Origin of the sequence: Novosphingobium sp. PY1 (assembly GCF_017312445.1) — a bacterium.
Classification (GTDB): domain Bacteria; phylum Pseudomonadota; class Alphaproteobacteria; order Sphingomonadales; family Sphingomonadaceae; genus Novosphingobium.
This window is the reverse complement of sequence record NZ_BLTI01000001.1, coordinates 168047-191390: the sequence shown is the minus strand read 5'-3', so window position 1 is coordinate 191390 and position 23344 is coordinate 168047. Positions and strand designations below refer to the sequence as shown.

Annotated in this window: 23 protein-coding genes; 11 read left to right on the top strand and 12 right to left on the bottom strand. The window is 64.8% G+C overall.

Translation table 11 applies throughout. The features are described 5' to 3' along the window. Positions 1–36 precede the first annotated feature (36 nt). The 5 genes from rpmG to J3474_RS00890 form a co-directional block, all read right to left on the bottom strand. On the bottom strand, positions 37–204 hold the full coding sequence (gene rpmG / locus J3474_RS00910; RefSeq protein ID WP_013832249.1) for a 50S ribosomal protein L33: 168 nt from the start codon (positions 202–204) through the stop codon (positions 37–39). A gap of 146 nt (positions 205–350) precedes the next feature. Continuing rightward, complete coding sequence (ppk2, locus tag J3474_RS00905) at positions 351–1145, bottom strand: polyphosphate kinase 2 (protein WP_207092789.1); 795 nt, start codon at positions 1143–1145, stop codon at positions 351–353. 42 nt (positions 1146–1187) lie between these two features. Next, on the bottom strand, positions 1188–1994 hold the full coding sequence (locus J3474_RS00900) for an undecaprenyl-diphosphate phosphatase (RefSeq protein WP_207092788.1): 807 nt from the start codon (positions 1992–1994) through the stop codon (positions 1188–1190). Positions 1995–2135: 141 nt separating this feature from the next. Next, positions 2136–4280, bottom strand: a complete 2145-nt coding sequence (locus tag J3474_RS00895; RefSeq protein ID WP_207092787.1) for a M13 family metallopeptidase — start codon at positions 4278–4280, stop codon at positions 2136–2138. Between the two features lie 99 nt (positions 4281–4379). Continuing rightward, positions 4380–6224 carry an ABC transporter transmembrane domain-containing protein gene (locus tag J3474_RS00890; RefSeq protein WP_207092786.1) on the bottom strand — a complete coding sequence of 615 codons (1845 nt, stop codon included), beginning with the start codon at positions 6222–6224 and terminating at the stop codon, positions 4380–4382. 193 nt (positions 6225–6417) lie between these two features. Between J3474_RS00890 and J3474_RS00885 the strand changes: the two genes are divergently transcribed. The 4 genes from J3474_RS00885 (at position 6418) to J3474_RS00870 (ending at position 10109) form a co-directional block, all read left to right on the top strand. Then, entirely contained in the window at positions 6418–7662 is a 1245-nt protein-coding gene (locus J3474_RS00885; protein WP_207092785.1) for a polyhydroxyalkanoate depolymerase, read from the top strand. A 115-nt stretch (positions 7663–7777) separates the two neighbouring features. Next, positions 7778–8452, top strand: a complete 675-nt coding sequence (locus tag J3474_RS00880) for a murein L,D-transpeptidase catalytic domain-containing protein (protein WP_013832244.1) — start codon at positions 7778–7780, stop codon at positions 8450–8452. 113 nt (positions 8453–8565) lie between these two features. Further along, complete coding sequence (locus tag J3474_RS00875) at positions 8566–9540, top strand: XdhC family protein (RefSeq protein ID WP_207092784.1); 975 nt, start codon at positions 8566–8568, stop codon at positions 9538–9540. Then, a complete protein-coding gene (locus J3474_RS00870) occupies positions 9537–10109 on the top strand; it encodes an NTP transferase domain-containing protein (protein WP_207092783.1) in 573 nt (190 codons plus the stop codon). The genes J3474_RS00875 and J3474_RS00870 overlap by 4 nt, the downstream gene beginning before the upstream one ends. Before the next feature lie 7 nt (positions 10110–10116). On the opposite strand, the gene J3474_RS00865 is transcribed toward J3474_RS00870, so the two are convergent. Next, positions 10117–10626, bottom strand: a complete 510-nt coding sequence (locus tag J3474_RS00865; protein ID WP_242528157.1) for a YqgE/AlgH family protein — start codon at positions 10624–10626, stop codon at positions 10117–10119. Positions 10627–10927: 301 nt separating this feature from the next. On the opposite strand from J3474_RS00865, the gene J3474_RS00860 reads away from it, so the two are divergent. The 4 genes from J3474_RS00860 (at position 10928) to J3474_RS00845 (ending at position 14709) form a co-directional block, all read left to right on the top strand. Further along, on the top strand, positions 10928–12973 hold the full coding sequence (locus tag J3474_RS00860; protein ID WP_207092782.1) for a TonB-dependent siderophore receptor: 2046 nt from the start codon (positions 10928–10930) through the stop codon (positions 12971–12973). A 63-nt stretch (positions 12974–13036) separates the two neighbouring features. Beyond that, positions 13037–13618 (top strand): (2Fe-2S)-binding protein, encoded by a 582-nt coding sequence (locus tag J3474_RS00855; RefSeq protein WP_207092781.1) that lies wholly within the window; start codon positions 13037–13039, stop codon positions 13616–13618. A 13-nt stretch (positions 13619–13631) separates the two neighbouring features. Then, positions 13632–13976 (top strand): arsenate reductase (glutaredoxin), encoded by a 345-nt coding sequence (gene arsC, locus J3474_RS00850; RefSeq protein WP_207092780.1) that lies wholly within the window; start codon positions 13632–13634, stop codon positions 13974–13976. 94 nt (positions 13977–14070) lie between these two features. After that, complete coding sequence (locus tag J3474_RS00845) at positions 14071–14709, top strand: class I SAM-dependent methyltransferase (protein WP_013832238.1); 639 nt, start codon at positions 14071–14073, stop codon at positions 14707–14709. Between the two features lie 135 nt (positions 14710–14844). Here J3474_RS00845 and J3474_RS00840 read toward each other — a convergent pair whose 3' ends face one another. Further along, positions 14845–15660, bottom strand: a complete 816-nt coding sequence (locus J3474_RS00840) for a hypothetical protein (protein WP_207092779.1) — start codon at positions 15658–15660, stop codon at positions 14845–14847. Between the two features lie 80 nt (positions 15661–15740). On the opposite strand from J3474_RS00840, the gene lipB reads away from it, so the two are divergent. Then, positions 15741–16439 (top strand): lipoyl(octanoyl) transferase LipB, encoded by a 699-nt coding sequence (gene lipB / locus J3474_RS00835; RefSeq protein WP_007013381.1) that lies wholly within the window; start codon positions 15741–15743, stop codon positions 16437–16439. Beyond that, the gene (locus tag J3474_RS00830; protein ID WP_013832235.1) at positions 16436–16762 is read left to right on the top strand and encodes a hypothetical protein; all 327 of its coding nucleotides are present in this window, start codon (positions 16436–16438) and stop codon (positions 16760–16762) included. Before lipB ends, J3474_RS00830 begins: the two co-directional genes overlap by 4 nt. Before the next feature lie 11 nt (positions 16763–16773). On the opposite strand, the gene J3474_RS00825 is transcribed toward J3474_RS00830, so the two are convergent. Both J3474_RS00825 and J3474_RS00820 read right to left on the bottom strand, forming a co-directional pair. Then, positions 16774–17712 carry a CoA ester lyase gene (locus tag J3474_RS00825; RefSeq protein WP_242528119.1) on the bottom strand — a complete coding sequence of 313 codons (939 nt, stop codon included), beginning with the start codon at positions 17710–17712 and terminating at the stop codon, positions 16774–16776. 111 nt (positions 17713–17823) lie between these two features. Beyond that, positions 17824–18990, bottom strand: coding sequence for a GNAT family N-acetyltransferase (locus tag J3474_RS00820; protein ID WP_207092777.1), 1167 nt, complete (start codon positions 18988–18990; stop codon positions 17824–17826). 161 nt (positions 18991–19151) lie between these two features. On the opposite strand from J3474_RS00820, the gene J3474_RS00815 reads away from it, so the two are divergent. Beyond that, complete coding sequence (locus tag J3474_RS00815) at positions 19152–20246, top strand: fatty acid desaturase (RefSeq protein WP_207092776.1); 1095 nt, start codon at positions 19152–19154, stop codon at positions 20244–20246. 51 nt (positions 20247–20297) lie between these two features. Here J3474_RS00815 and lptG read toward each other — a convergent pair whose 3' ends face one another. The 3 genes from lptG to clpS form a co-directional block, all read right to left on the bottom strand. Then, positions 20298–21395, bottom strand: a complete 1098-nt coding sequence (gene lptG, locus J3474_RS00810; protein WP_013832231.1) for an LPS export ABC transporter permease LptG — start codon at positions 21393–21395, stop codon at positions 20298–20300. Position 21396: 1 nt separating this feature from the next. Then, positions 21397–22623 (bottom strand): LPS export ABC transporter permease LptF, encoded by a 1227-nt coding sequence (gene lptF / locus J3474_RS00805; protein ID WP_013832230.1) that lies wholly within the window; start codon positions 22621–22623, stop codon positions 21397–21399. Between the two features lie 242 nt (positions 22624–22865). Continuing rightward, positions 22866–23207 carry an ATP-dependent Clp protease adapter ClpS gene (gene clpS / locus J3474_RS00800; RefSeq protein ID WP_013832229.1) on the bottom strand — a complete coding sequence of 114 codons (342 nt, stop codon included), beginning with the start codon at positions 23205–23207 and terminating at the stop codon, positions 22866–22868. Positions 23208–23344: the final 137 nt, after the last annotated feature.

Genomic DNA, 23344 nt, shown 5'->3' with positions numbered 1-23344 from the left:
GTCCCTAGGTCCACAGCCTTGAACCGACCGTGAACCTTACTTGATCTTGGCTTCCTTGAACTCGACGTGCTTGCGCGCGACGGGATCGTACTTGCGAAAGCTCATCTTCTCGGTCGTGTTCCGGGGATTCTTCTTGGTGACGTAGAAAAATCCGGTGTCGGCGGTGGAAACCAGCCGAATCTTGACAGTTGCGGGCTTCGCCATGGCGTTTTCCTGTAATCTCTTCGTTTCAGCCGCCCTGGCGGCCGGCATGTCCGTTGAAAACAATCGAGGACGGCCAGCAAGGACCGCCCCTCAAGGCTGCGGCCCATGCTTCAGCGTCGGCGCAAAGTCAAGCCGCCCGAGGCGTTTCACTCCTCCGGAAAGGGCTGGATCGGCTCAAGAACGTCGAATTTCTCTTTCAGCGGCTTGTGATCGAGCGGTTCCATCTCCAGCGGCGCCGGATCGACGCGGGTATCGGGAAGCCGATCGAGCAAGTCGCGAATCAGGGTGAGTCGCCCCCGGTGCTGGTCGTTGAAGTCGACCAGCGTCCAGGGCGCATGGCGCGTATGGGTCACCTTGAGCATCTGCGCCCGGGCCTTCGTGTAGTCTTCGTACTTGAGCCGGGCCGCCAGATCGACGGGCGAGAGCTTCCAGCGCTTGAGCGGATCCTCGAGACGCTCGAACAGGCGTTCCTCCTGCCGCTCCTGGTCGCAGGTCAGCCAGTACTTGAACAGGAGGATGCCATCCTCGACCAACATCCTTTCGAAGACCGGGGCATCGCGCAGGAAGGCCTGCACCTGCGGCTCGGTCGCATAGCCCATGACTTTCTCGACCCCCGCGCGGTTGTACCAGCTGCGGTCGAACAGGACGATTTCGCCCCGGGCCGGCAGGTGCGGGACGTAACGCTGGAAGTACCACTGGCCCTGCTCACGCTCACTGGGCGCGGACAGGGCGATGACGTGAACCTGACGGGGATTGAGCTTGGCGGCGATGGCGTTGATCGCCCCGCCCTTCCCTGCCGTATCCCGGCCTTCGAACAGGACCAGGATGCGCGCGCCGGTGGCGGCGGCCCAGCGGGCCATGCCGACCAGTTCCTCTTCCATGGGCTCGAGCAGCTTGTCGTAGGCCTTGCGACCCAGCTTGTCCTTCTGCTTCTTGCCCATGTCAGATCATTCCCGTTCCAGCATGGCCTGTCGCGGTGCGGCCTATGTCAGCAGGTAGAGTGCCAGAGAACCGGCAGCGATGCGATACCACGCGAAAGGCGAGAAGCCCGAGCGGCTGACGAAGGCCATGAACGCCTTGATCACCACCAGGGCGACGATGAAGGACACGACGAAGCCCACCGCGATCTCTCCCCAGCCGACAGGACCGGTGCCTGCCATGAGCTGCTCGCGCGCGCCCAGCAGTTCCAGCGTGGTTGCGCCCATCATCGTGGGCACCGCCAGGAAGAAGCTGAACTCGGCCGCGGTACGGCGCTCCACGCCCATCGCCAGCGCGCCCATGATCGTCGCGCCGGACCGGCTGACGCCGGGCACCATGGCCAGGCACTGGGCCAGCCCCACACCCACGCAGGTCTTCATCGAAAGCTCGGAGACGCCGGTCAACGGCCCCTGCTTTGCGACTTTCTCGATGACGAGAATGGCGATGCCGCCGACAATCAGCGCCCAGCCCACGATGCTGGGCTGACCGAGCAGACCTTCGATCCAGTCCTTGAGCAGCAGACCGAGAACGGCAGAGGGCAGGAAGGCCAGCAGCACGTTACGCACGAAGCGGATCGATAGCGGCTCAAGCTTGAGCAGGCCCATGCCCACGGCCCAGAACGTACGCCAGAACTGCACGATCACGGCAAGGATTGCGCCCAGCTGGATGACGATGTTGAAGGTCGCCCATTGGGCGGCATCGTATCCGAACAGTTCGGTGGCGAGGATGAGATGGCCAGTCGACGAGACCGGCAGAAACTCGGTGAGTCCCTCGACGATGCCGAGAAGAATTGCAGTAAGGGTCAGGTCCATCGCGGCGCAACCAAGCCGCAGCGCCCCGGCAAGTCAAGGCGGCACGCGCTGCGATGCAAAATAGTCAGGCCGAAAAACGGGATGACCCGCTGATCCCCCATGCAAAAATGCCCGGGACAGGTCCTGCCCCGGGCATTGAAATCACCAGATCCGCACGCGCTGATCGGGCGGGAGATAGAGCTTGTCATCCGGCTTGACGTCGAAGGCCCTGTACCATTCGTCGAAATTGCGGACGATGCCGTTGATGCGGTAGTGCGGCGGCGAATGCGGGTCGGTCATCAGGTACTGACGCGCCTGCTCCTCGCGCACTTTCGAACGCCACACCTGCGCCCAGGCCATGAAGAAGCGCTGGTCGCCGGTATAGCCGTCGATCACCGGCGCTTCCTTGCCGTTCAGCGAGAGCTTGTAGGCACGGTAAGCGAGGCTGAGGCCGCCCAGGTCGCCGATGTTCTCGCCCATCGTCAGCTTGCCGTTCACGCAAGTCTTGCCCTCGTCGTAAGGGCAGAAGGCGTTGTACTGCGCCTCGAGCTTGTCCTGCAGCTTCTGGAAATTGGCCTTGTCCTTGGCCGTCCACCAGTCGCGCAGGTTGCCCGATCCGTCCGACTTGGCGCCCTGGTCGTCGAAGCCGTGGCCCATCTCGTGGCCGATCACGCCGCCGATCGCGCCGTAATTGACCGCAGGGTCGGCCGAGAGGTTGAAGAATGGCGGCTGCAGGATCGCGGCCGGGAAGACGATCTCGTTGAAGGGCGGATTGTAGTAGGCGTTCACGGTCTCGGGCAGCATGAACCATTCTGCCCGGTCGACAGCCTTGCCGATGCGGTTCATGTCGAAGTCGTTCTGCCACTTGCCCGCGGCCATCATGTTGCCCAGCGGATCGTTCTGCGTGAAAGTCAGGCCCTCGTATTCCTTGAAGGTATCGGGCGCGCCGATCTTGGGCGTGAAGGCATCCAGCTTGGCCTCGGCTTCCTTGCGGGTTGCCGGCCCCATCCACGAAAGGTCATGGAGGTTGAGCGCCATCGCCTTGCGCAGATTGGCGACGAGATCCTCCATCGCCGCCTTGTTCTCGGGCGGATAGTACTTCCCGGCGTAGATCTTGCCGAGCAGTTCGCCCGCCATGCCCTCAACCGCGCTGATGCCGCGCTTCCAGCGGGGGCGCTGCTCGGGCTGACCGGTCAGGGTCTTGCCGTAGAAATTGAAAGTCGCATCGTCGATGTCGCTGGGCAGGACCGATGCGTGATCGCGCAGGAAATGCGCCGCCAGCCATGCCTGCCAGACCGCGACCGGCACTTCGTCGACCAGCTTGATCGCGGCCGGGAGCCCGCCGCCGAACAGGGTCAGGGCCTTCGCCGCATCGATCTTGGCGTCTTTCAGTTCCTCTGCCGTCGGCGGGATCTCGGATGCGATGACGTAGCTCGCCCTGCCCGCGCCCACGGTGTCCATGAAAGTGCGCACGAGGCCGTCGGAACCGAAGGCCTCGAACTCACCCATCGACAGCTTGTTGTAGGTGAGATCGCGGTTGCGCGCAGCGGCTCGGTCCCAGTCGGCCTGGGCGATGCGCATTTCCAGCGACATCACCGCCTTGGCAGCCGAAGCCGGATCGGCATAGCCTGCCTTGCCAAGCACGAAAGCCAGGTAATCGAGATACTTGGCGCGGATTTCCTGCGAGCGCTCATCGTTCTTGAGGTAATAGTCGCGGTCCGGCAGGCCCAGCCCTGTGATCGCGGCCTGCAGGGCATAGACGTCGCTCTGCTTGGGGTCGGCATCGACATAGACGCCCAGCGGCGAAGCATATCCCGGCGAGGCGAAAAGCTTCATCAGGTCGGTCGGCGTCTTCGCCGCGAAAATCGCATCGAGATAGGGACGCGCCGGCTTGAGCCCGGCTGCGTTGATCGCGGCGGTGTCCATGAAGGCCGAATAGGCGGCAGCAACCCGCGCGGCATCGCTGCCCGGCGCCGGCTTCGAAGCGATCAGGTCATCCATGATGCCGTGCAGGCGCTGGCTGGACAGTTCACGCAGTTCGTCGAACGAGCCCCAGCGGGTGCGGTCGGCCGGCAGTTCGGTCGTCTCGACCCATTTGCCGTTGACGAAAGTGTCGAAGTCGTCGCCCGGCTTTACGTCCCTTTCCATCCATTGGGTCTGGACGCCGAAATCGCCCCAATCGGCTGCGGCCGGGTCAGAGGCGGCGACGGGATTGTCGGCAGCGCTGAGCGGGGCGGCGGAAAGACTGAATACGAAGGCTGAAATGGCGGCGCTCGACGCAAGCGCCCTGCCGAGAATTCGAGGCATGCCTGATCCTTTTCGGATGGTTCGACACGAGACTGAACGAGTCCGGATGACCCGCCGATGAAGCGCAACATAATTTCCTTGTTGCGCAATTCCAGTCTTTTACGCGTCCAGGGTCGAACGCTGGTCGGGACGCATGTCGAATTGTAGCGAGGCAAGCCGTGCGTAGAGCCCGCCTGCAGCCGAAAGCGTGTCGTGCGTGCCCTGCTCGACGATGCGGCCACCGTCCATGACGATGATCCGATCGGCTTGACGCACAGTGGCGAGGCGATGCGCGATCACTAGGGTCGTGCGGCTCTGCATCAGGCGGTCGAGCGCATCCTGCACCAACCGCTCGCTTTCGGCGTCGAGCGCGCTGGTCGCCTCGTCCAGCAGAAGGATCGGCGACTCGCGCAGGAGCGCGCGGGCAATCGCGATGCGCTGGCGCTGGCCACCGGACAGACGGGCGCCGTCTTCACCGAGGAAGGTATCGAGGCCCTGGGGAAGATCCTTGAGGAACTGCTCGGCATTGGCCGCGCGCGCTGCCTGCCAGATCGCCTCATCGTCGGCGGCCCAATTGCCGTAGCGCAAGTTGTCGCGTGCGCTGGCGGCGAAGAGCACGCCTTCCTGCGGCACGAGCGCGATGCGCTGGCGGATTTCGGCAGGATCGGCCGATGTCAGCTGTACGCCGTCGATCTTGATGGAGCCGCTCTGCGGATCGTAGAATCGCTCGGCCAGCTGGAACAGGGTCGACTTGCCCGCGCCCGAAGGCCCAACGATCGCCACGGTCTCACCGGGATCGACAGTCAGGCTGAAATCCTTCAGCGCGGCCTGCTCGGGCCGGGTGGGATAGCGGAACGTCACGCTCTCGAAGGCAAGTTTTCCGCGGGCCGGGCTGGGCATCGCCTGCGGCCGTGCCGGAGGCGAGATCGCCGGACGCTCGCCCAGCAGTTCGGCCAGGCGGCTTGCCGCGCCCGCGCCGCGCACGAGGTCGCCATAGACTTCGGTCAGCGAACCGAAGGCGCCCGCGACAATGCCTGCGGTGACGACGAAAGCCGCGATCGTGCCGCCGGTGATCGTGCCTTCCGCAACGCCGACCGCGCCGCGCCACATGATGACCGTGATCGATCCGAAGATGAGGAACATGATGACCGCGGTCATGATCGCGCGGATGGTGATGCGCCGCTTGCCGGTTTCGAAAGTACGCTCGACCGCCTCGCCGAAGCGGCCCATCTCGCGGCCTTCCTGGTTGAATGCCTGGACCACGCGCAAGGCGCCGAAGACTTCCGAGGTCATCGCGCCGATATCGGCCACACGGTCCTGGCTGGTGCGCGAGACCACCCGCAACCGCCGTCCGAATGTCGCAATCGGCAGGATCACGAGTGGAATCGCGACGATCAGGCCGATAGTCAGCGTCGGCGCCAGAGCAAAAAGATAGGCCACGCCGCCGATTGCCATGATCGCGTTACGCAGGGCGACCGAAACGGTCGTACCGACAATCTGTTCGATGATCGCGGTGTCCGCGGTCATGCGCGAGGCGATCTCCTTCGGGCTGTTTTCCTCGAAGAAGCTGGGCGAAAGCGACAGCAGGTGGCGCTGGACACGCAGGCGGATGTCGGCGACGACACGCTCGCCCAGCCACGAAACGCTGTAGAAACGGATCGCCGTGGCGACTGCGAGCACCGCGACGATGCACAGCAGGGCGATGAACCACTTGCGGATCGCCGTCGGGTCCGCGCCCTCGGCGAAGCCCTGGTCGATAATCTGACGGAATCCGTACGGAATGGCGAGCGTGGAAGTCGCCGTGGTGATCAGCGCGCAACCGGCCACCACCATGCGCCCGGGATAGTGGAACAGCTCGCGCCAGACCATGCGCAGCGGACCCAGGCTCTTGCGACGCGGCGACTCTTCGCCTGTCGTCGAGGCTTCACTCTGCGGCGTTGGGGTCTGGCCCGGATTGGCGTCCATGCGCGGCCCCTTACCGCGTTGAGACGCTAAGGGAAAGGCCCGAGGTCGCAGCAAAGCCAAAGGTGACCACAAGCTGTTTCAATTGCTATGCAAAAGACCGAAATCGGAAATGCCGCATTGCACAAGGGTCAATTCATCCCCAGAATGAAGGGAATCGTCAGGACGGCTGCGTGCGGCGGCCAGGAGATGAATCTTGCTTTACAACATGTATGAATTGCAGCGCACCATGCTTGGTGGCGCAGCGGCATGGGCATCGGTCGGTGCCGAGATGCTAACCAACCCGAGCCTTCCCCTGGGCTATACCGGTCTCGGCCCGATCATGGCATCGGCGCTCGAAGTCTTCGCCCACGCGGCCTCTCCGCGCGGCAAGCCCGATTTCGACATCGAGACCGTGAAGGTCGGCGATGACGTCTACCCCGTCACAGAAGCGATCGTGCTCCATCGCCCGTTCGGCAACCTGCTGCGCTTCGATCACCCCGGCCTGCCTGAGAATGCTCCCAAGCTGCTGGTTGTCGCCCCCATGAGCGGGCACTACGCCACACTCCTGCGCGGCACCGTCGCGCGCATGCTGGAAACCTGCGAAGTCTACATTACCGACTGGGCCGACGCGAAGATGGTGCCGGCCTCTGCCGGTCGCTTCGACCTCGACGACTACATCGACTACCTCGTCGACTTCCTCCATCACATCGGCCCGGGCACACACATGCTGGCCGTGTGCCAGCCCTCGGTGCCTGCCTATGCCGCAGCCGCGATCATGGGTGCCAAGAAGGATCCCTGCCGCCCCGCGACGCTCACGATGATGGGCGGCCCGATCGACACCCGCGAAGCGCCCACCAGCGTGAACGACGTCGCGATGCAGCAGCCGCTCTCGTGGTTCGAGCACAACGTCATCGCCGATGTCCCGCTGACCTATCCGGGCAGCGGCCGCCGTGTCTATCCGGGTTTCCTGCAACTTACCGGCTTCATGGCGATGAACCTGGGCAGCCACATGATGAGCCACTACGGAATGTTCAAGCACCTCGTCGAAGGCGACGGGGAAAGCGCGGCTGCCACCAAGGCCTTCTATGACGAATATCGCTCGGTGTGCGACATGACCGCGGACTTCTACCTCCAGACGATCGAGCACGTGTTCCAGAACCATTCGTTGCCCAAGGGCGAATTCGTCCACCGCGGCGAGCGGATCGACCTCAGCGGCATCCGCGACACGGCGCTGCTCGCGGTCGAAGGCGAGAACGACGACATCTCGGGCATCGGCCAGACCAAAGCTGCCCTGCACATTGCCACGCACCTGCCGGAAGAGCGCAAGAAGTACTACCTCGCCGAGGAAGTGGGCCACTACGGTATCTTCAACGGCAGCAAGTGGCGCAACCGCATCGCGCCGGTCTTGGAAGACTGGATCAAGCGGCACCAGAAGACCGCCCTCAAGGTGGTCGCCTGAGCCCACCTGCAGGCATCTTCGGCCAGTGAAGCGCAGCGCCGGCCCGCCTCGACCGCGGGTCGGGAAGCTGCGCTCCCGACTGGAACTCCCTGCAGGAAAGCGCTATATTGATCGCATGGTTTTGAAGCTCGGACGGCGAGAGGTTATCAAGGGTGCGATTGCGGCAGGCGCCGGAATTGTCTTGCCCGGACGCGCGCTCGCGGTCGACGCAGCGGCCTCCAGCCTGACGCCCTACGAACGCAAGATCATGGATGTCGCCTCCCGCCAGGCAGAGCGCGTCGGCAACAAGGTCTGGCGCACCGATCTGGTCGGGATCGCCGATTTCGCGCAGCCCTCGTGGAAGCCGCGCCTGCATTTCGCCAACATTGAGGCCGGAACCGTCCGCAGTTTCCTGCTCGCGCACGGCAAGGGCTCCGATCCGGAGCACAGCGGCTGGCTGCAGCGCTTTTCCAATACTCCCGGTTCCGAGGCGACCTCTCGCGGCGCCTTCCTCACCTGTGAATGGTACAAGGGCAAGTACGGCACATCGATCCGCCTCGTCGGGCTGGACGAGGACAACTCGATGGCGCTTCAGCGCGCCATCGTCATGCATCCGGCCTGGTACGTGGACCAGTCGATGATCGACAAGTGGGGCAAGCTGGGCCGCAGCGAAGGTTGCTTCGCGATGAGCAATTCGAACTTCAACGAAGCCCTCTGGCACCTATCCGGCGGTCGCCTGCTCTACGCCGACCGCATCGGCGAAGACGAAGCCTGGGCGGCTTCCCCGCAATTTTCCGAGCCTGAAGGTTAATCCCTACAGCGCGGGGACCACGTGCCTCCCCGGCGCGCTTTCCGGCACCTGCATTGCATTACGCTTCGCGCGACCATACTTCCGCGTCTCAGACCGGAGCAGACCGCAGATATATGGACGGGCAAATCGACAACGCTGACTGGCCACTGTTCGGGTGGGTCGACGATGTGCGCCCCGCTCTGGCGCAAGCATCCGATGCCGGTCGGCCCGTCGTGCTGGCCACCCTGTACCGCGTCGAAGGCAGCGCCCCGCGTGGCCCGGGCGCACAGATGGTGTTCGATGGCTCTGCGGCAAGCGGCTATTTCTCCGGAGACTGCATCGAGGGCGACGTCGCCAGCCACGCAGCGCGCGTCCTGGCCGACGGCGAACCGCGACACCTGCACTACGGCGCCGGCAGCCCGTGGATCGACATCCGCCTGCGCTGCGGCGGTGCATTACATATCCTGCTCGAGCGCATTCTGCCTGACGACGAAGCCCTGCATGAATTGCTGCGCCACGCGGCCGAGCGCCGGTCCTGCCAGTGGCACAGCGACGGCTCCATGCGCCGCGTCTCGGCGCAGGACGGGGCGCTGCTGAGCCTGACCGACCAGCCATTCTCGCTTGCACGCCGCTACGATCCGCCCCGCCGGCTGATCGTCTCCGGGGGCGATCCCGGTGCGCTGGCGGCGGCGCGGCTCGGTGCTCTTGCCCAGTTCGAAACCTATCTCGTGCGACCGGACGGCCCATCCTCCCCGCCCCCGTTCCCGGTGGCCGGATACCTGCGGGAAGCGCCGATGCAGGCGCTCGAGAGCCTTGGTGTCGATCGCTGGACTGCCTATCTCGGAGCGACGCACGAAGATCACCACGACCTCGGCGGGTGCCTCGCGGCCCTGCGCGGTTCGGCAGGTTATGTCGGCATGATCGGTGCAAAATCGCGCGCGGCCGGGCGCTTGGCCGCTCTCGAAGCTGCCGGTGCGACGCGACAGGAACTGGACGCGCTGCACTTCTCTCCGGGCATCACGGGCCTTGGCAAGTCGCCCTGGGAAGTCGCCACCGGCATCATCGCCGAGATCATGCAGGCGCTCAATTCGGCCAAAGAGCGCGCATGACCCGCGTCGCGCTGGTCCTCGCGGCCGGATCGGCGATGCGTTTCGGCAGCGACAAGCTCTCTGCTCCGTTCAATGGCGAGCCGCTCCTGTTCCATGCCATCCGTGCAGCGCGCGCGGCGCCGGTCAGCCGCGTCATCGTCGTCGCTCGTCGCGGCCTCGAAACCGGCACCTGGGAAGGTTCGCCGCCCGTCGAAATCGTGCGCATCGCCAGCACCTCCCTCTCGCAGTCCCTGCAGGCAGGCATCGCTGCCGCCGCCGAGGCCGATGGCGCCTTCGTCTTCCTTGGCGACATGCCGCGCATCCCGCACGAAATTGCCGAGCGCCTCGCCCGCGCGATCGGCGACGGCTTTGCCGCCATGCCGCGCGAGGGCGGCCGCCCCGGCCATCCGGTACTGCTTTCCGCCCGCGCCTATCCGGCGATTGCCGGGCTCACGGGCGATCAGGGCGCAGGCAAGCTGCTGCGACAGCGCCCCGACGTTGTCTTCGTCGATTGCACGGACCCGGCGATTCACGCCGATGTCGACACTCCTGCAGACCTGGCGCAATTGGGGCGGACCGAACCGGGCTGAGGCAGCGTCAGGCTTGCCCGGTAGCGTTGGACAGCAGCGCGGGATCGATACCCTCGGCCTGCCAGGTCGCGTTCCACCGCTCATCCACGGACGTATCGAACAAGACTTCGGGATGCGGGTCGGCCGCATACCAGCCGTGGTGGCGCATTTCGCCTTCCAGTTGCCCAGCGCCCCACCCCGCATAGCCAAGCGCCATCAGCCAGCGGCTCGGCCCGCGTCCCTCGGCTATGGCGCGCAGCACTTCCATCGAGGCCGAGAGTGCACAGAGCGGCTGAACCGCAATCGTGTCGGATCCGCCCCAATCGGTGGAATGGAGCACGAAGCCCCGCCCCGGCTCGACCGGCCCGCCATTACAGACCGCACGGTCGGGCGCATCGCCGGGATCGATGCCCAGCTCGTTCAGGACGTCATGGAAAGTCACGCCTTCGCGGACCTGACCGATGCCGATACCGAGCGCCCCGTTTTCGTCATGCACGCACATCACGTTGACCGAGCGCTCGAAACGGGGATCGAACATGCCCGGCATGGCCAGCAGAATGCGGCCGGAAAGATATTGTTCTTCAGTCACAAGGCAATTCTACGCCCTTGGGCAGGCCCGGCAAGCAGGATCGGCACCCAATGGGTCGATCCGGCGCATCTGAAGATGATGATGAAGGGGCTTTGAAGCGCCGGCTCCCTCCCCCCGAAGGGAGCCGGCGCGCCCGTCTCGGAAATAAACCAAGCGGGTCACACCGGGGTAACTAACCGAAAGTTTCAGCGAGTTCCACTGTTCTCGTCAATAACTTGCAAGTATCTCGGTTATGGCTATCCAAGCGCGCATGGCACATAATCGAATTCGTTATCTTGCAAGCACTTCACTGGTCATCGCCGCCGCGATCATCTCCACTCTGCCGGCTCATGCCGCGGATTCCGGCGGCGGCCCGGACACACCCATCGTCGTGACCGGACGCGGGCTGGAGGAAAGCCCCGCGACGCCGGCCTACGACGTCGAGACCATCGCACGCGACCAGATCGTAACCAGTGCATCGGGCCGGATTGAGGACGTGCTTTCCTCCATCGCCGGGTTCCAGCAGTTCCGCCGGTCGGACAGCCGCTCGTCCAACCCTTCGGCACAAGGCGTGACCCTGCGCGCGCTCGGCGGCAATGCTTCCAGCCGCACGCTGGTCCTGCTCGACGGTGTACCGATTGCCAATCCCTTCTTCGGCTACATCCCCCTCAGCGCCCTCGCGCCCGACCGGCTCGCCTCGATCCGCGTGACCCGCGGCGGCGGCGCGGGCGCCTTCGGCACCGGCGCGGTATCGGGTACGATCGAACTGACCAGTGCCGGGCCGCGCGACATGGGGCCGCTGCAGGCTCTCGCCCTCGTCAACGACCGCGGAGAGACGCAGACTTCGGCAACGATCGCGCCCGATCTCGGAGCAGGCTTCCTCGTCGCCAGCGTCCAATGGGACCGCGGCCAGGGTTTCTGGACAACGCCCAGGTCGCAGCGCGTCGATGCTTCGGCGCGGGCAGCCTATGACAGCTGGTCGGCCAGCCTGCGCGGCGTGGCTCCGCTCAACGACACCGTCGAGTTGCAGGCCTCGGCCATGGCCTATGACGACCAGCGCACCTTGCGCTTCAAGGGAGCGGATTCGACGTCGTCCGGCCAACAGGCTTCGCTGCGTCTGGTCGGCCGGGGCGATTGGCAGTTCGACATTCTGGGTTATGTCCAGGCGCAGGACTTTTCGAATGTCGTGATCAGCTCGACACGCTTCGTGAAGGCGCTGGATCAGGCCAAGACCCCGACGACGGCGGTCGGCGGCAAGTTCGAGCTTCGCCCCCCGGTCGGCGACGCGCATGTCCTGCGCATGGGCGCGGATGTCCGCCTGACTGAAGGGCGACTGCTGGAAATGCCCTACAGCACTTTCACCGGCGCGCGCACCGCGATCCGCCGGGCCGGCGGTGATCAGTCCGACGTCGGCTTCTACGTCGAGGACGACTGGACGCTCGGCAATCTCGTCCTGACTGCGGGCGGGCGCGCTGACCGCTGGACGATCCGCAATGGATTCTACCGCGAAATCACGCCCAGCGGCGCGGTCAACGAGGACACGGCCTTCGCCGACCGTTCAGGCTGGACCGGCAATGTGCGCGGCGGCTTCGTCTGGCACGCCAGCGAAGCCCTTGCCCTGCGCGCAGCCGCCTATACCGGCATGCGCCTGCCCACGTTGAACGAACTCTACCGCCCCTTCGTCGTCTTCCCGGTGGAGACGCAGGCCAATGCCGCGCTCAGGCCGGAAAAGCTGCGCGGTTACGAAGTGGGTGTCGACACCCGGCCGTTCGAGGCCCTGACCCTGTCGCTGACTGCGTTCGACAACAAGCTCAAGAACGCCATCGCCAATGTCACCATTTCCGATGACGGTAACCTGCGCCAGCGCCAGAACGTCGATGCAATCCGCGCGCGCGGGCTGGAGGGGACCGCAGCCCTCCACCTCGGGCAAGTGGAGTTCGACGGCTCGCTGAGCTGGACCGATTCCAAGGTCGAGGCAAGCGGCATCCAGGCCGACCTCGACGGCATGCGCCCCTCGCAGGTTCCCAAGCTTGCGGCCAGCGGCACCATCGCGTGGCTGCCCAAGCCGGGCTGGCGCATTGCGGCGACGGTGCGCCACGTCGGCCGCCAGTTCGAGGACGACCAGGAAACGCAGGCTCTGCCCGCGGCCACCACGCTCGATGCCTATGTGAAGGTTCCCGTCATGCCGCTCGTCTCGGTGGTGCTGCGGGGCGAGAATCTCACCGACGAGACCATCATCACGCGCAATCAGTCCGGTTCCATCGACCTGGGCACGCCGCGCACCGTCTGGGCGGGGCTGCGCGTCGGTTTCCGCTAGGCTTTCACCAACGGCTTGCGACAGGCTCTGGCCCTTCGCGCCTCCAGCGCATAAGGAAGCCCGATGTCGCGCATGACCGTCAACGACCGGCCGGTCGAATTCGAGATGGATCCGCAGACGCCCCTGCTGTGGGCGCTGCGCGACGCTGCCAATCTTACCGGCACCAAGTACGGCTGCGGCGTCGGCGATTGCGGGGCCTGCACGGTGCTGGTCGACGGTTCGCCGCTGCGGTCTTGCCTCATCACCATTGCCGAGTGCGAAGGCCGCTTCGTGAAGACCATCGAAGGCCTTTCGGACGACCGTTCGCATCCGGTGCAACAGGCCCTCGTTGCCGAACAGGCGATCCAGTGCGGGTTCTGCACCCCGGGCATCGTCATCAACGCCGCCGCCCTACTGGCGCGCAATCCCGATCCGGACGAAGCGGAAATCAAGCGGGCGATCTCCAACTTGTGCCGCTGCGGCGTCTATCCGCGGCTCGTGCGTGCGGTGCAGCGCGCCGGGCGGGTCATGCGCCGCGAAGAGACGATCAGCGCCGCACCGGCACCGGGCATCACCGCCGAAGACGCTGCGCGGGCCGTTCCCGCGCTGGCACCTGCAGCCGCTTCCGCGGACACCGGCACCGCCACCGACACACCCCAGAATTAATCAGGAGAAGGCCATGAAGGCGACCATCTGGCACAACCCCAAGTGCGGCACCTCGCGCAAGACCCTCGCCGTGCTCGAGGAAACCCCGGGCGTCGAAGTCGAGGTGATCGAATATCTCAAGAATCCGCCGAGCGCGGCCAAGCTGGCGCAACTGTACAAGGATGCCGGGATCACGCCGCAGGAAGGCCTGCGCATGCGCGGCACCGACGCCGCCGAACGCGGGCTGCCTGATGCCGATGCCAATGCCGTGCTCGACGCCATGGCCGCCGAACCGATCCTGATCGAACGCCCCCTGGTGGAGACCGACAAGGGCGTCAGGCTGTGCCGTCCGCAAGACAAGGTCCACGAAATTCTCTGACCCTACAGGGTCGTTAACTTGCAAAGGTCAGTGGAATCTGCCACCGACTTTGCTGCACAAAAATGACGACAACAATGCGAGAGCTTCCGCCAGCATGACCAGCACAGAGCTTGCCCGTGAGGCACTGCCCCAGAAGTTGAAGCGGAAAATCAAGCGGTCCCTCGGACCATGGGGCGTCTTCATCGAAGGGTTCCTGCGCAATCCGGTGATGGTCGGCTCGATTGTCCCGTCGTCGCGATTCACCATCAACCGCATGCTCAAGCCGGTCGACTGGGCGAACTGCAAGCTCTTCGTCGAGTATGGCCCGGGCGTCGGCACCTTCTGCCAGCCGGTCCTCGATCGCCTGCCGCGCGACGGCATGCTGATCGTGATCGACACCAACCCGCTCTTCATCGAGTACTTGCGCAAGAACATCAGCGACAGCCGCTTCAAGGCCGTGCTGGGTTCGGCTGCGGACGTCGAGGAAATCGTCAAGGCTCACGGTTTCGAAAAGGCGGATTACGTATTGTCCGGCCTGCCCTTCTCAACCCTGCCCGACGGCGTCGGCCCCGCCATTGCCGCGGCGACGCACCGCGTGATCCGCAAGGGCGGCGCGTTCCTGGTGTACCAGTTCACGCCGCGTGCACGCGATTTCATGGCGCGCCACTTCAAGCGGATCGACAACGGCATGGAAGCGATAAACGTGCCGCCCTGCTTCCTCTACTGGGGCTGGAAGGACGAAGACGAGGGCTGAGGCCCTCGCGCGCTTCCCCGCCATTCATTCCACCAACCGGCATCGCCCTCTTTGCTGGGGCGATAAGCCCTGCGCCGTCACCGTCCGGTCACGGTCCAGCCTGCCACGGCCATGGCGAAGGGCTGCAGCGCCCGCTCAGATGAACGGCGCGCTATCCGCCTCAGGAGTGTTCCCGGCAAGCTGGCGATGGCTCGCAGCGATGATTGCCACGAGATAGAGCGCCATCAGCGCACTGAGGGCCGAACCGACCAGCGCCTCCACGATCATGGCAACATGATCGGACGCCAGCAGCGCCAGGGGAATGCCGATCAGGACATTGACCATGATCAGCAGGACGATGAACGCGACGATGAACAGGCCGTAGAAGGTCAGCAGGCGCGTGGTATTTCCATCGGTCAGTTTCCAAGAGCGCGACAGCGCCGCAATCGGATTGGTGGCCTGCTCAACCGCGACGACAGCCGCCGTCAGCGAGAGCCTCACCGCCACGAAGACGGTGATCGCGGCCACGATGGCAACACCCACGAACATTCCGGCCATTCCTGCAAGGGCTCCCAACAGGCCGATCACGGCCAATGCGACGAGTGCGAGGACGAAACCGCTGATCAGCTGCGCGAGCAAGTAGGGGACGACCCCGCGCAATCCGCCCTTTATCGCCTCTCCCACCGTGGGCCGCCTGCTCCCGTCGAGAAGCCGCAGCAGCGCCAATGTGCCGAGAGCCTGTATCAGCGCCATCGGAATCAGCATTGGCATGATCGAGCTGTAGTAAGCCGTGACCATCTGGACCATCTGCTGCTCACTCATCCCCGCAGCCGGTTCGGGCTGCGGAAAGAAGATCGCGAAGGCAAGCTGCGGCAACATGAAGAACACGCCGGCAAGCGCAAGGACGACCTCGCGATTGGCCGAAACCGCACCCGAGGCCTGCTTCCAGGCAAGATTGCTGTCGAAATTCATGTTCTACTCCGCATGCCGTCGCACAGGCGCCAGCCTAAAGGCACTTGATAACCGCAGGGAATGCCGCCACGCAACGCGGCATGACGATCCCAGACACGCTTCCCGGTGATATCGAACTGCGGGTGAGCCGCGAGCCGGTGCCCTATCGCGCCGCGCTGGAGGAAATGCAGGTACGCAATGCCGCTATCGCTGCGGGCGAGGCGCGCGAGCTGGTCTGGCTGCTGGAACATCCGCCGGTCTATACCGCAGGAACCAGCGCGGCCTCCGCCGAACTGCTCGACCCGCGCTTCGAGGTAGTCGAGGCCGGGCGCGGCGGGCGCTATACCTATCACGGCCCGGGCCAGCGGGTCGGCTATATCCTGCTCGACCTGAAGAAGCGCGCCCGCGACGCGCGCGGTTTCGTCCATGCCGTGGAAGGCTGGGTGATCGATACCCTGCGGGACTTCGGCATAGAGGGTTTCCGCAGCGAGGGCCGTATCGGGATCTGGACTCAGGACATCGACGGGCGCGAGGCGAAGATCGGCGCAATCGGCGTGCGCATCCGCAAATGGGTAACGATGCACGGATTTGCCGTGAACATCCGCCCCGACTTGTCGCATTTCACCGGCATCGTGCCTTGCGGTATCGAGGAATTCGGCGTTACCAGCCTTGCGCGGCTTGGTCATGACGTCGATTTCGACACATGGGACAAGGCGCTGATCGCAAGGGCCGATTCTTTCCTTGCCGCGCTTGAACGCCCCTGCCCGCCCGCCGACGGCAAACCGGAGACCCATGAATGATGCACCGGCATTTGAAGTTCTGGACGGCCCTCTCGATCGCCGGCGCCGCAGTGTCGAGCCTGGGCGGCTGCAAGGACAATGCCCCTGCCCCGAAGGAGGCTGCGGGCGAAAAATTGCTGCCGCGCTCCGTGACCGACGACATGCTGCCTTACGACACGGTTCGCTCGCAGTCCCCGCTGGCCAATCCGGAAGCGGCGGCAAGCGGCGATACCGGGCCCAGACCGGCAAGTGCACAGGCCACGGACGCAGCCGAAGAGGCGCAGGCCGCCGCACAGGAAGCAACGGCCGCCGAAACGGCGCAGCCCGCTCCGCAGGCCGAATAAACCGGGCTCAGCTAAGCCGGACGCAGCAGGGCCGAGAGGCGCTGCCCCTCGGCCGCATTATCACCTTCGCCGGCCGCATCGATCGCTTGCCGCGCCATGGCCAGGTGCGTGCGGTCGATCATCCGGCCCTGATGCGGCAGTGAAGCCTGATCCGGGTTTGCCGAAAAGAGGGCGAGGATCTCGCGGGCCTGTGCCAGTTCCTCCCCGTTCGGGGTGAATGCGGCATTGATCGTCGCCACCTGTCCCGGGTGGATCGCGAACATCCCGGCAAATCCATCGGAGCGCGCCTGCTGCGCAGCTCTTGCAAGCCCGCGATCGTCCTCGAAACGCTCGAAAGGCGCATCCACGGCGACGGTTCTGCTGGCATGGGCAGTGAGAAGCGTCTGCGCCCGCACCAGGCGCGCCGCATCGCTCCGCTCGCCTTCGACGCCGTGCAGGAGACTGCAACCCATGGCGACACCGAGGCCCGCGACGCTCCACGTCAGGCCGAACAGGCGCTGGTGCGGCGTATCGAGATATTGCGCCATGCCGAACAGGCCGCGTGGGCTGTCGCCGGCGACGGGCATGATCCGCACCGAGTTGGCGGCGATGCCGTTTGCCTGCTCCAGCTCGTAGATTTCGCTGGCAAGTTGGCGGACCGCTTCCGGGCCGGTCGCTCCGGGAAGGATGATGCCGTCCGGCGCGCCGGGCATGACCGCCAGAAGGTCGTCGCGCGATAACCCCGAATCGAGCGCGTTGATGCGCACCCAGCGTCCCATCTGCCGGTGTTCGAGCAGATTACGGCGGTGTACCGAGAGCCACTCGCACGCCATGGCGCGCGCCTCGCGCCTTGCCGCATCGGGCACGGTATCGGCAAGATCGACAACGACCACATCCGCCCCGGTGCCCATGGCAAGGCCCAGCCGTTTCTCGCTGCTGCCCGGGACGACCAGCCAGGACCTGTACTTCATCTTCAACGACCCGCCTTCCGCGATCGCGGCATGCCCCAGAGGCATGCCTCGCCGCACGAGGGTAGTCCGCCGCCCGTTAAGAAAATCTGGAAGCCGGCCCCAACAACCGGATCACAGCGCCTTTTCGTAGATCGCGTATTCCCGGTTCACCTTGCTGTCGATGGCATCGGCGATCGCGACCATCCCCTGGTTGTCCTCGAGGATCCAGCCGATCTCGCCTCGCTGCGAATCGAACATCTGGGTCGCGGAACGCCGGATGTACTCGATCATCATGAAAGCGAGCTGGCTGGCAAGGCGCGAGGACTGCAGCTTCTTGCGCACGCCCATCAGCGGCACGCGCATGTCGGCCGGCTTGGGCTTGCGCAGCCACAGGGCCAGCTTGAGCCAGCCGAGCAGCGACGGCTTGCCCTTCTTGCCGTTGATCCGCTTCTGCACCTGATTGAGATCCGGCAGCGTCATCATGAAGGCCACCGGCTCGCCTTCGTACTCGGCAATGCGGATCAGGCTGGGATGGACCAGCGGCTTCAGCTTCTTGCCGGTATGGGCGATTTCCCGGTCGGTGAAGGGCACGAAGCCCCAGTTGTCCGACCACGCATCGTTGAGGATGTCGCAGATGATCGCGGCTTCTTCGTCGAAACGCTTGAGATCGACTTCGCGCACGCGGATCTTGGCGTTCTTTTCGCCCGAGGCGACGATGCGCTGGACCAGCGGCGGGAACTGCCTGGTCACGTCCAGATCGTAGGTGTAGAGCGTCTTCGCCAGCGCGTAGCCCGCGCCCTCGATCCACGGCTGATAAGCGGCATTGTGGTGCGCCATCATCACCATCGGCGGGTGATCGAAGCCGCGAACCTGCAGGCCGGGCTCTTCCCATACGGACAGGTTCATCGGCGCCAGCACGCGGGTCATGCCCTCTTGACGCAGCCAGTTCTCGGCAGTTTCGATAAGGGCGCGGGCGACGTCCTCGTCCTCGGCCTCGATCGCGCCCCAGTTGCCCGTGCCCGGGCCCATGCCCTGCTCAAGCGGCAGCGTCAGCGCCAGTTCATCGATGTGCGCCGATATGCGCCCAACGATACGGCCCTCGCGCCGTGCCAGGAACAACTGGCAACGGGCATGGTCGAAGAAAGGATTCTTGCCGGGCGTGAACTTCTCGAGCTCTTCCATGCGCAGATTGGGCACCCAATTTTGATCTTGCGCATTGAGACGATAGGCAACGTCGACGAAGGCCTTGATCTCGGCCTTGCCGGAAACGGGTGTGATGACTAGTTGGGCGTTCGCCACGATCCTGCCTTTGTTGTGTGCGAGAAGGATTATCGATACGCGACCTGCGTGCGGTCCCGGCATATTGTCAAGTCGGGCATGGCGGGAGATCGCGGCAACCCCGGCTCGAATCACGGAAATTCCCGGAATCGACCCACAGGAATGCTTTTTGGATTGATTGCATGATTGCCCAGGACGTGATCGACGCCCCCGCTGCCGCCCCGGCGCAGCAACAGAGCGGGACTATCAAGAAGTCGGCGATTCCCGACGACAAGGAGATGCTGCGCGCGGCCGTAGAGCTGACCCGCGACATTTCCGCCGCGCTTCCGCGCATCTACTGGCCGGACATGCTGGCCTCGGCCGCGCTGGGCTACGCCGCGCTGGCGGGCGCCATCCTGATCGCCAATCCCTGGCTCGCAACGCTCAGCGGCATCCTCGCCGCTCTTGCGCTCTACCGCGCGCTGCTGTTCATCCATGAGCTGACTCATATCCACAAGGACGCCCTGCCCGGCTTCCGCTTCGGCTGGAATCTTCTCGTCGGCATTCCGCTGCTTACGCCCTCGCTGATGTATGAAGGCGTGCACACGCTGCACCATGCCCGCACGCGCTATGGGACGGTGGACGATCCGGAATACCTGCCGCTGGCCCTGATGAAGCCCTGGAGCCTGCCGGTCTTCGCCCTCACCGCGATCCTGCTGCCTTTCGCCCTGTTGCTGCGCTCGGCCGTGCTGGTGCCGCTCGGCGCGGTTATCCCGCCCCTGCGCCGCCTCGTCTGGGCACGCTTTTCGGCCTTGGCGATCAATCCCGAATTCCGCCGCCGGCCGCCCGAAGGCGAATTCAGGCGCATGGTCTTCTGGCAGGAGCTGGGCTGCTCGGCCTGGGCGATCGCCCTGCTCGCCAGCACGCTGGTGCTGGGCTGGCGCCCGCTGCTGATCGCTCTGTGCGTTGTATCGCTGACCGCCTTCCTCAACCAGGTCCGCACCCTCGTGGCGCACCTGTGGGAGAACGACGGCGATGCGATGACCGTGACCGCGCAGTATCTCGATTCGGTGAACGTGCCGCCGCCGGCAGTGCTGGCACCGCTCTGGGCCCCGGTGGGCCTGCGCTATCACGCCTTGCACCACCTGCTTCCCAGCATGCCCTATCACTCGCTGGGCGAAGCGCACCGCCGCCTGAGCGAACATCTGGGCCTCGATACGACCTACACCAAGGCGAGCTATCCCGGCCTGATGCCGCTGATGTCTCGGCTCGTCGGCAGCACGATGCGGCCTCGGTAAGAACGGGAACGCCCCGCCCGGCAACCTCGAACAGGTTGCCGGAAGCGGCGCCTATTCCTCGGTCCGGATGAGGACCGTTTCGCCGATCAGCGCGAAGAGCAGGAACGGCGCCCATGCCGCGATCAGCGGCGGGTAGCCCCCGAAGTTGCCCATCGCGAGCGCGGCGTTGTCGAACACGAAGTAGGCAAAGCCCAGCGCCATGCCGATCACGGCGCGGATGAGAAGCTGGCCTGAACGGGCCAGGCCGAATGCCGCGACTGCGCCCAGCAAGGGCATCAGCGTTGAAGAGAACGGGCCGGAGATCTTGTGCCACCAGGCAGCCTCCAGCTCGCTCGTCCGGCGTCCGGCATCGCGCAGAGCCAGGATCGACGAAGCCAGCTCGACGATGTCCTGCGAATCCGCGTCCACCTTCGACATCGTGATTTTCTCAGGCGTGATGCCCGGTGCGACGGTGGCGGTGGCAAGCGTCGTCGTCTTCGTGCCGGCAACGTCGAAGCGCACCGGCTTGTCCAGCTTCCAGCCCGGATTGAGGTAGGCCGCATCCGGCGCGCGCAGCTGCTCGACGATCATGCCGTTGGCATCGCGCCGGTAAAACGTGACCCCGTGCAGGACCATGCCATTGCCGGTCCCCTCCAGCGACTGCGCCAGCAGGAGATCCCGCCCGTCGGCAAGGTACAGGTTGCTCTTTGCCCCGGCCTTCTTGGGGATCGGGCCATAATCCACGGCCTGCCAGGCATCGAGCGTGGCGCTGGCACGGGTTACGACGCGTTCGTTGAAGCCGAAGCTGAGCACCGATACGGCGAGCGCCGTCAGCATCAGCGGCGCCAGGATCTGGTGCGCGGACAGGCCCGCCGCCTTCATCGAGATGACTTCACTGTTCTGGTTCAGCGTCGCCAGGGTGATGATCGTCGCCAGCAGAACCGAATAAGGCAGGAATCGCGCGATCAGCTGGGGGATGCGCAAGCTTACGTAGTAGAACAGCTGCGCCTCGCCATTGCCCGAATAGGCCAGGATATCGCCGCTCTCACCGAGCAGGTCGAGCACCTGCAGCACCAGCACGAGCATGAGCAGCACCGCGACGATGCGGGTGATGAAGAGCCGCGCGAGGTAGAGCGTCAGCGAGCGCGAGGGAAAGAATTCAAGCTGCATGTCAGGACGGATCCGCTGAGGCCGGGAGGAGCGGGCCGCGACGCTTGCGGCGCAGCAGTGACTTCAGGCGCTTGCTGACGCTCTCGGCGCCTTTTTCGAGCCAGCCGATCGCCTGTCCGCCCGGTACATAGGCGACGCGGTAGTACATCAGGAGAATCAGCAACGCGAGCACCAGGAACGGCCCCCACAGGCCGATGATCGGATTGATCCGCCCCAGCGCGGCGACGTCCGCCGCGTACTGGTTCACCTTGTGATAGGCCACGACCATGACGATAGAGACGAACAGGCCGAGCGAAGAGCTCGATCGCTTGGGCGGGATTGCAAGCGCCACCGCGAGCAGCGGCAGCAGCAGCATCATGATCACTTCGACCAGGCGGTAGTTGAAGTTCGCCTGGCTCGCCACGCGCTCCTGCCTGGGCCTCTCGTCGCTCCAGCCCAGCTTCATCAGTTCAGGCAGGAGATACTCGCGGTCCTCGCCGCCGCGTTTGCGGAACTTCTCGATCTGCGGCAGGTCGATCGGCAGGTCGTGGCGGGTGAAGCTGAGGACGCGCGGGCTGCTGCCCGGCATATCCTGGATGATCTGGCCCTGCTCGAGCCGCAGGATGACAGTGTCGGGCGCGCCCTGCAGCGCAAGGAACTGGCCCTCGCGCGCGGAGATCGAGAGCACCTGCCCCTTCTCGTTGGCGACGCGCGCGAAGATACCGATGAGACGGCGCCCATCGTCGCGGCTCTCATCGATGCGCAGCGCAATTCGGTCCTTGAGCGCGGTAAATTCGCCCACCTTGATCGAGGCGCCCAGTGCACCGGACTTCAGCTCGTAGTTGAGCTGCTCGTAATAATAGCGCGAGAGCGGCTGCAGGTAGCCCACGATGGCCAGGTTGAGGCCGGCCAAGACGATCGTGATCAGGTACGGCACGCGCAGGAGCCGCGTATAGCTCAGCCCCACGGCACGCATGACGTCCAGTTCGCTGGACGTGGCGAGCTTGCGAAAGGCGAGCAGGATGCCGAGCATCAGGCCCAGCGGTATCGCCAGGCTGGCATATTCCGGCAGCAGGTTGGCGAGCATCTTGAACACGACGCCCACGGGACCGCCCTGCGTTGCGACGAAGTCGAACAGGCGCAGCATCTTGTCGAGCACGAGCAAGGAAGCCGCCAGCAGGAAGATGCCGAGCATGGGCATCAGCACGAGGCGGAAGATGTAGCGATCGATGGCGCTGAAGAATTTCACGTGTTCGTCGTCACATTACCGTCCTTCCTCTGGCCCTTAACGGCTAGCCGCGGCGGGCGAAAGGCATTTGTCGGCCTAACCCCGATAAGCTGGGCCTTTGAGGGCGCAGTGCGACCCAATGGCAGCCTCCGCCGTCCCAAGCGCAGGATCGCGCCCGACGCGGGACATCCTGCCTCGTGCCGCATGGACTATTGAACTTTCGGAAAGTGCAGGCGGTTCCCCGCCGAACGATCGGCGGGCAATCAGGCCTTTTCGAGGGTGCACTGCAGGGGATGCTGGTTCTGCCGGGCGAAATCCATCACCTGGTTCACCTTGGTCTCGGCGATCTCGTAAGGAAAGATGCCGCAGACGCCGACGCCCTTCTGATGCACGTGAAGCATGACGCGGGTCGCCTGCTCAAGATCCATCTGGAAGAATCGCTTGAGGACCATCACCACGAATTCCATCGGGGTATAGTCGTCATTGAGCATCAGCACCTTGAACTGGCTCGGCTTTTTGGGCTTTGCGCGGGTCTTGGTGGCGATGCCGACCTGCTCGTCGCCACCCGGGTTGCGGGTGGAATCATCATCGTCCCCACAGCGCATGGGCGAGGGACGGAAGAGATCTGAATCGGCTGGATCGGGATGCATGGCGGTTAGAATATCGTAACGGAGCACTGAACTACAAGATGCCCCGGCCAGATAGTACGATTTTCACGCTTGGCCGACCGGGTGCGCCATTG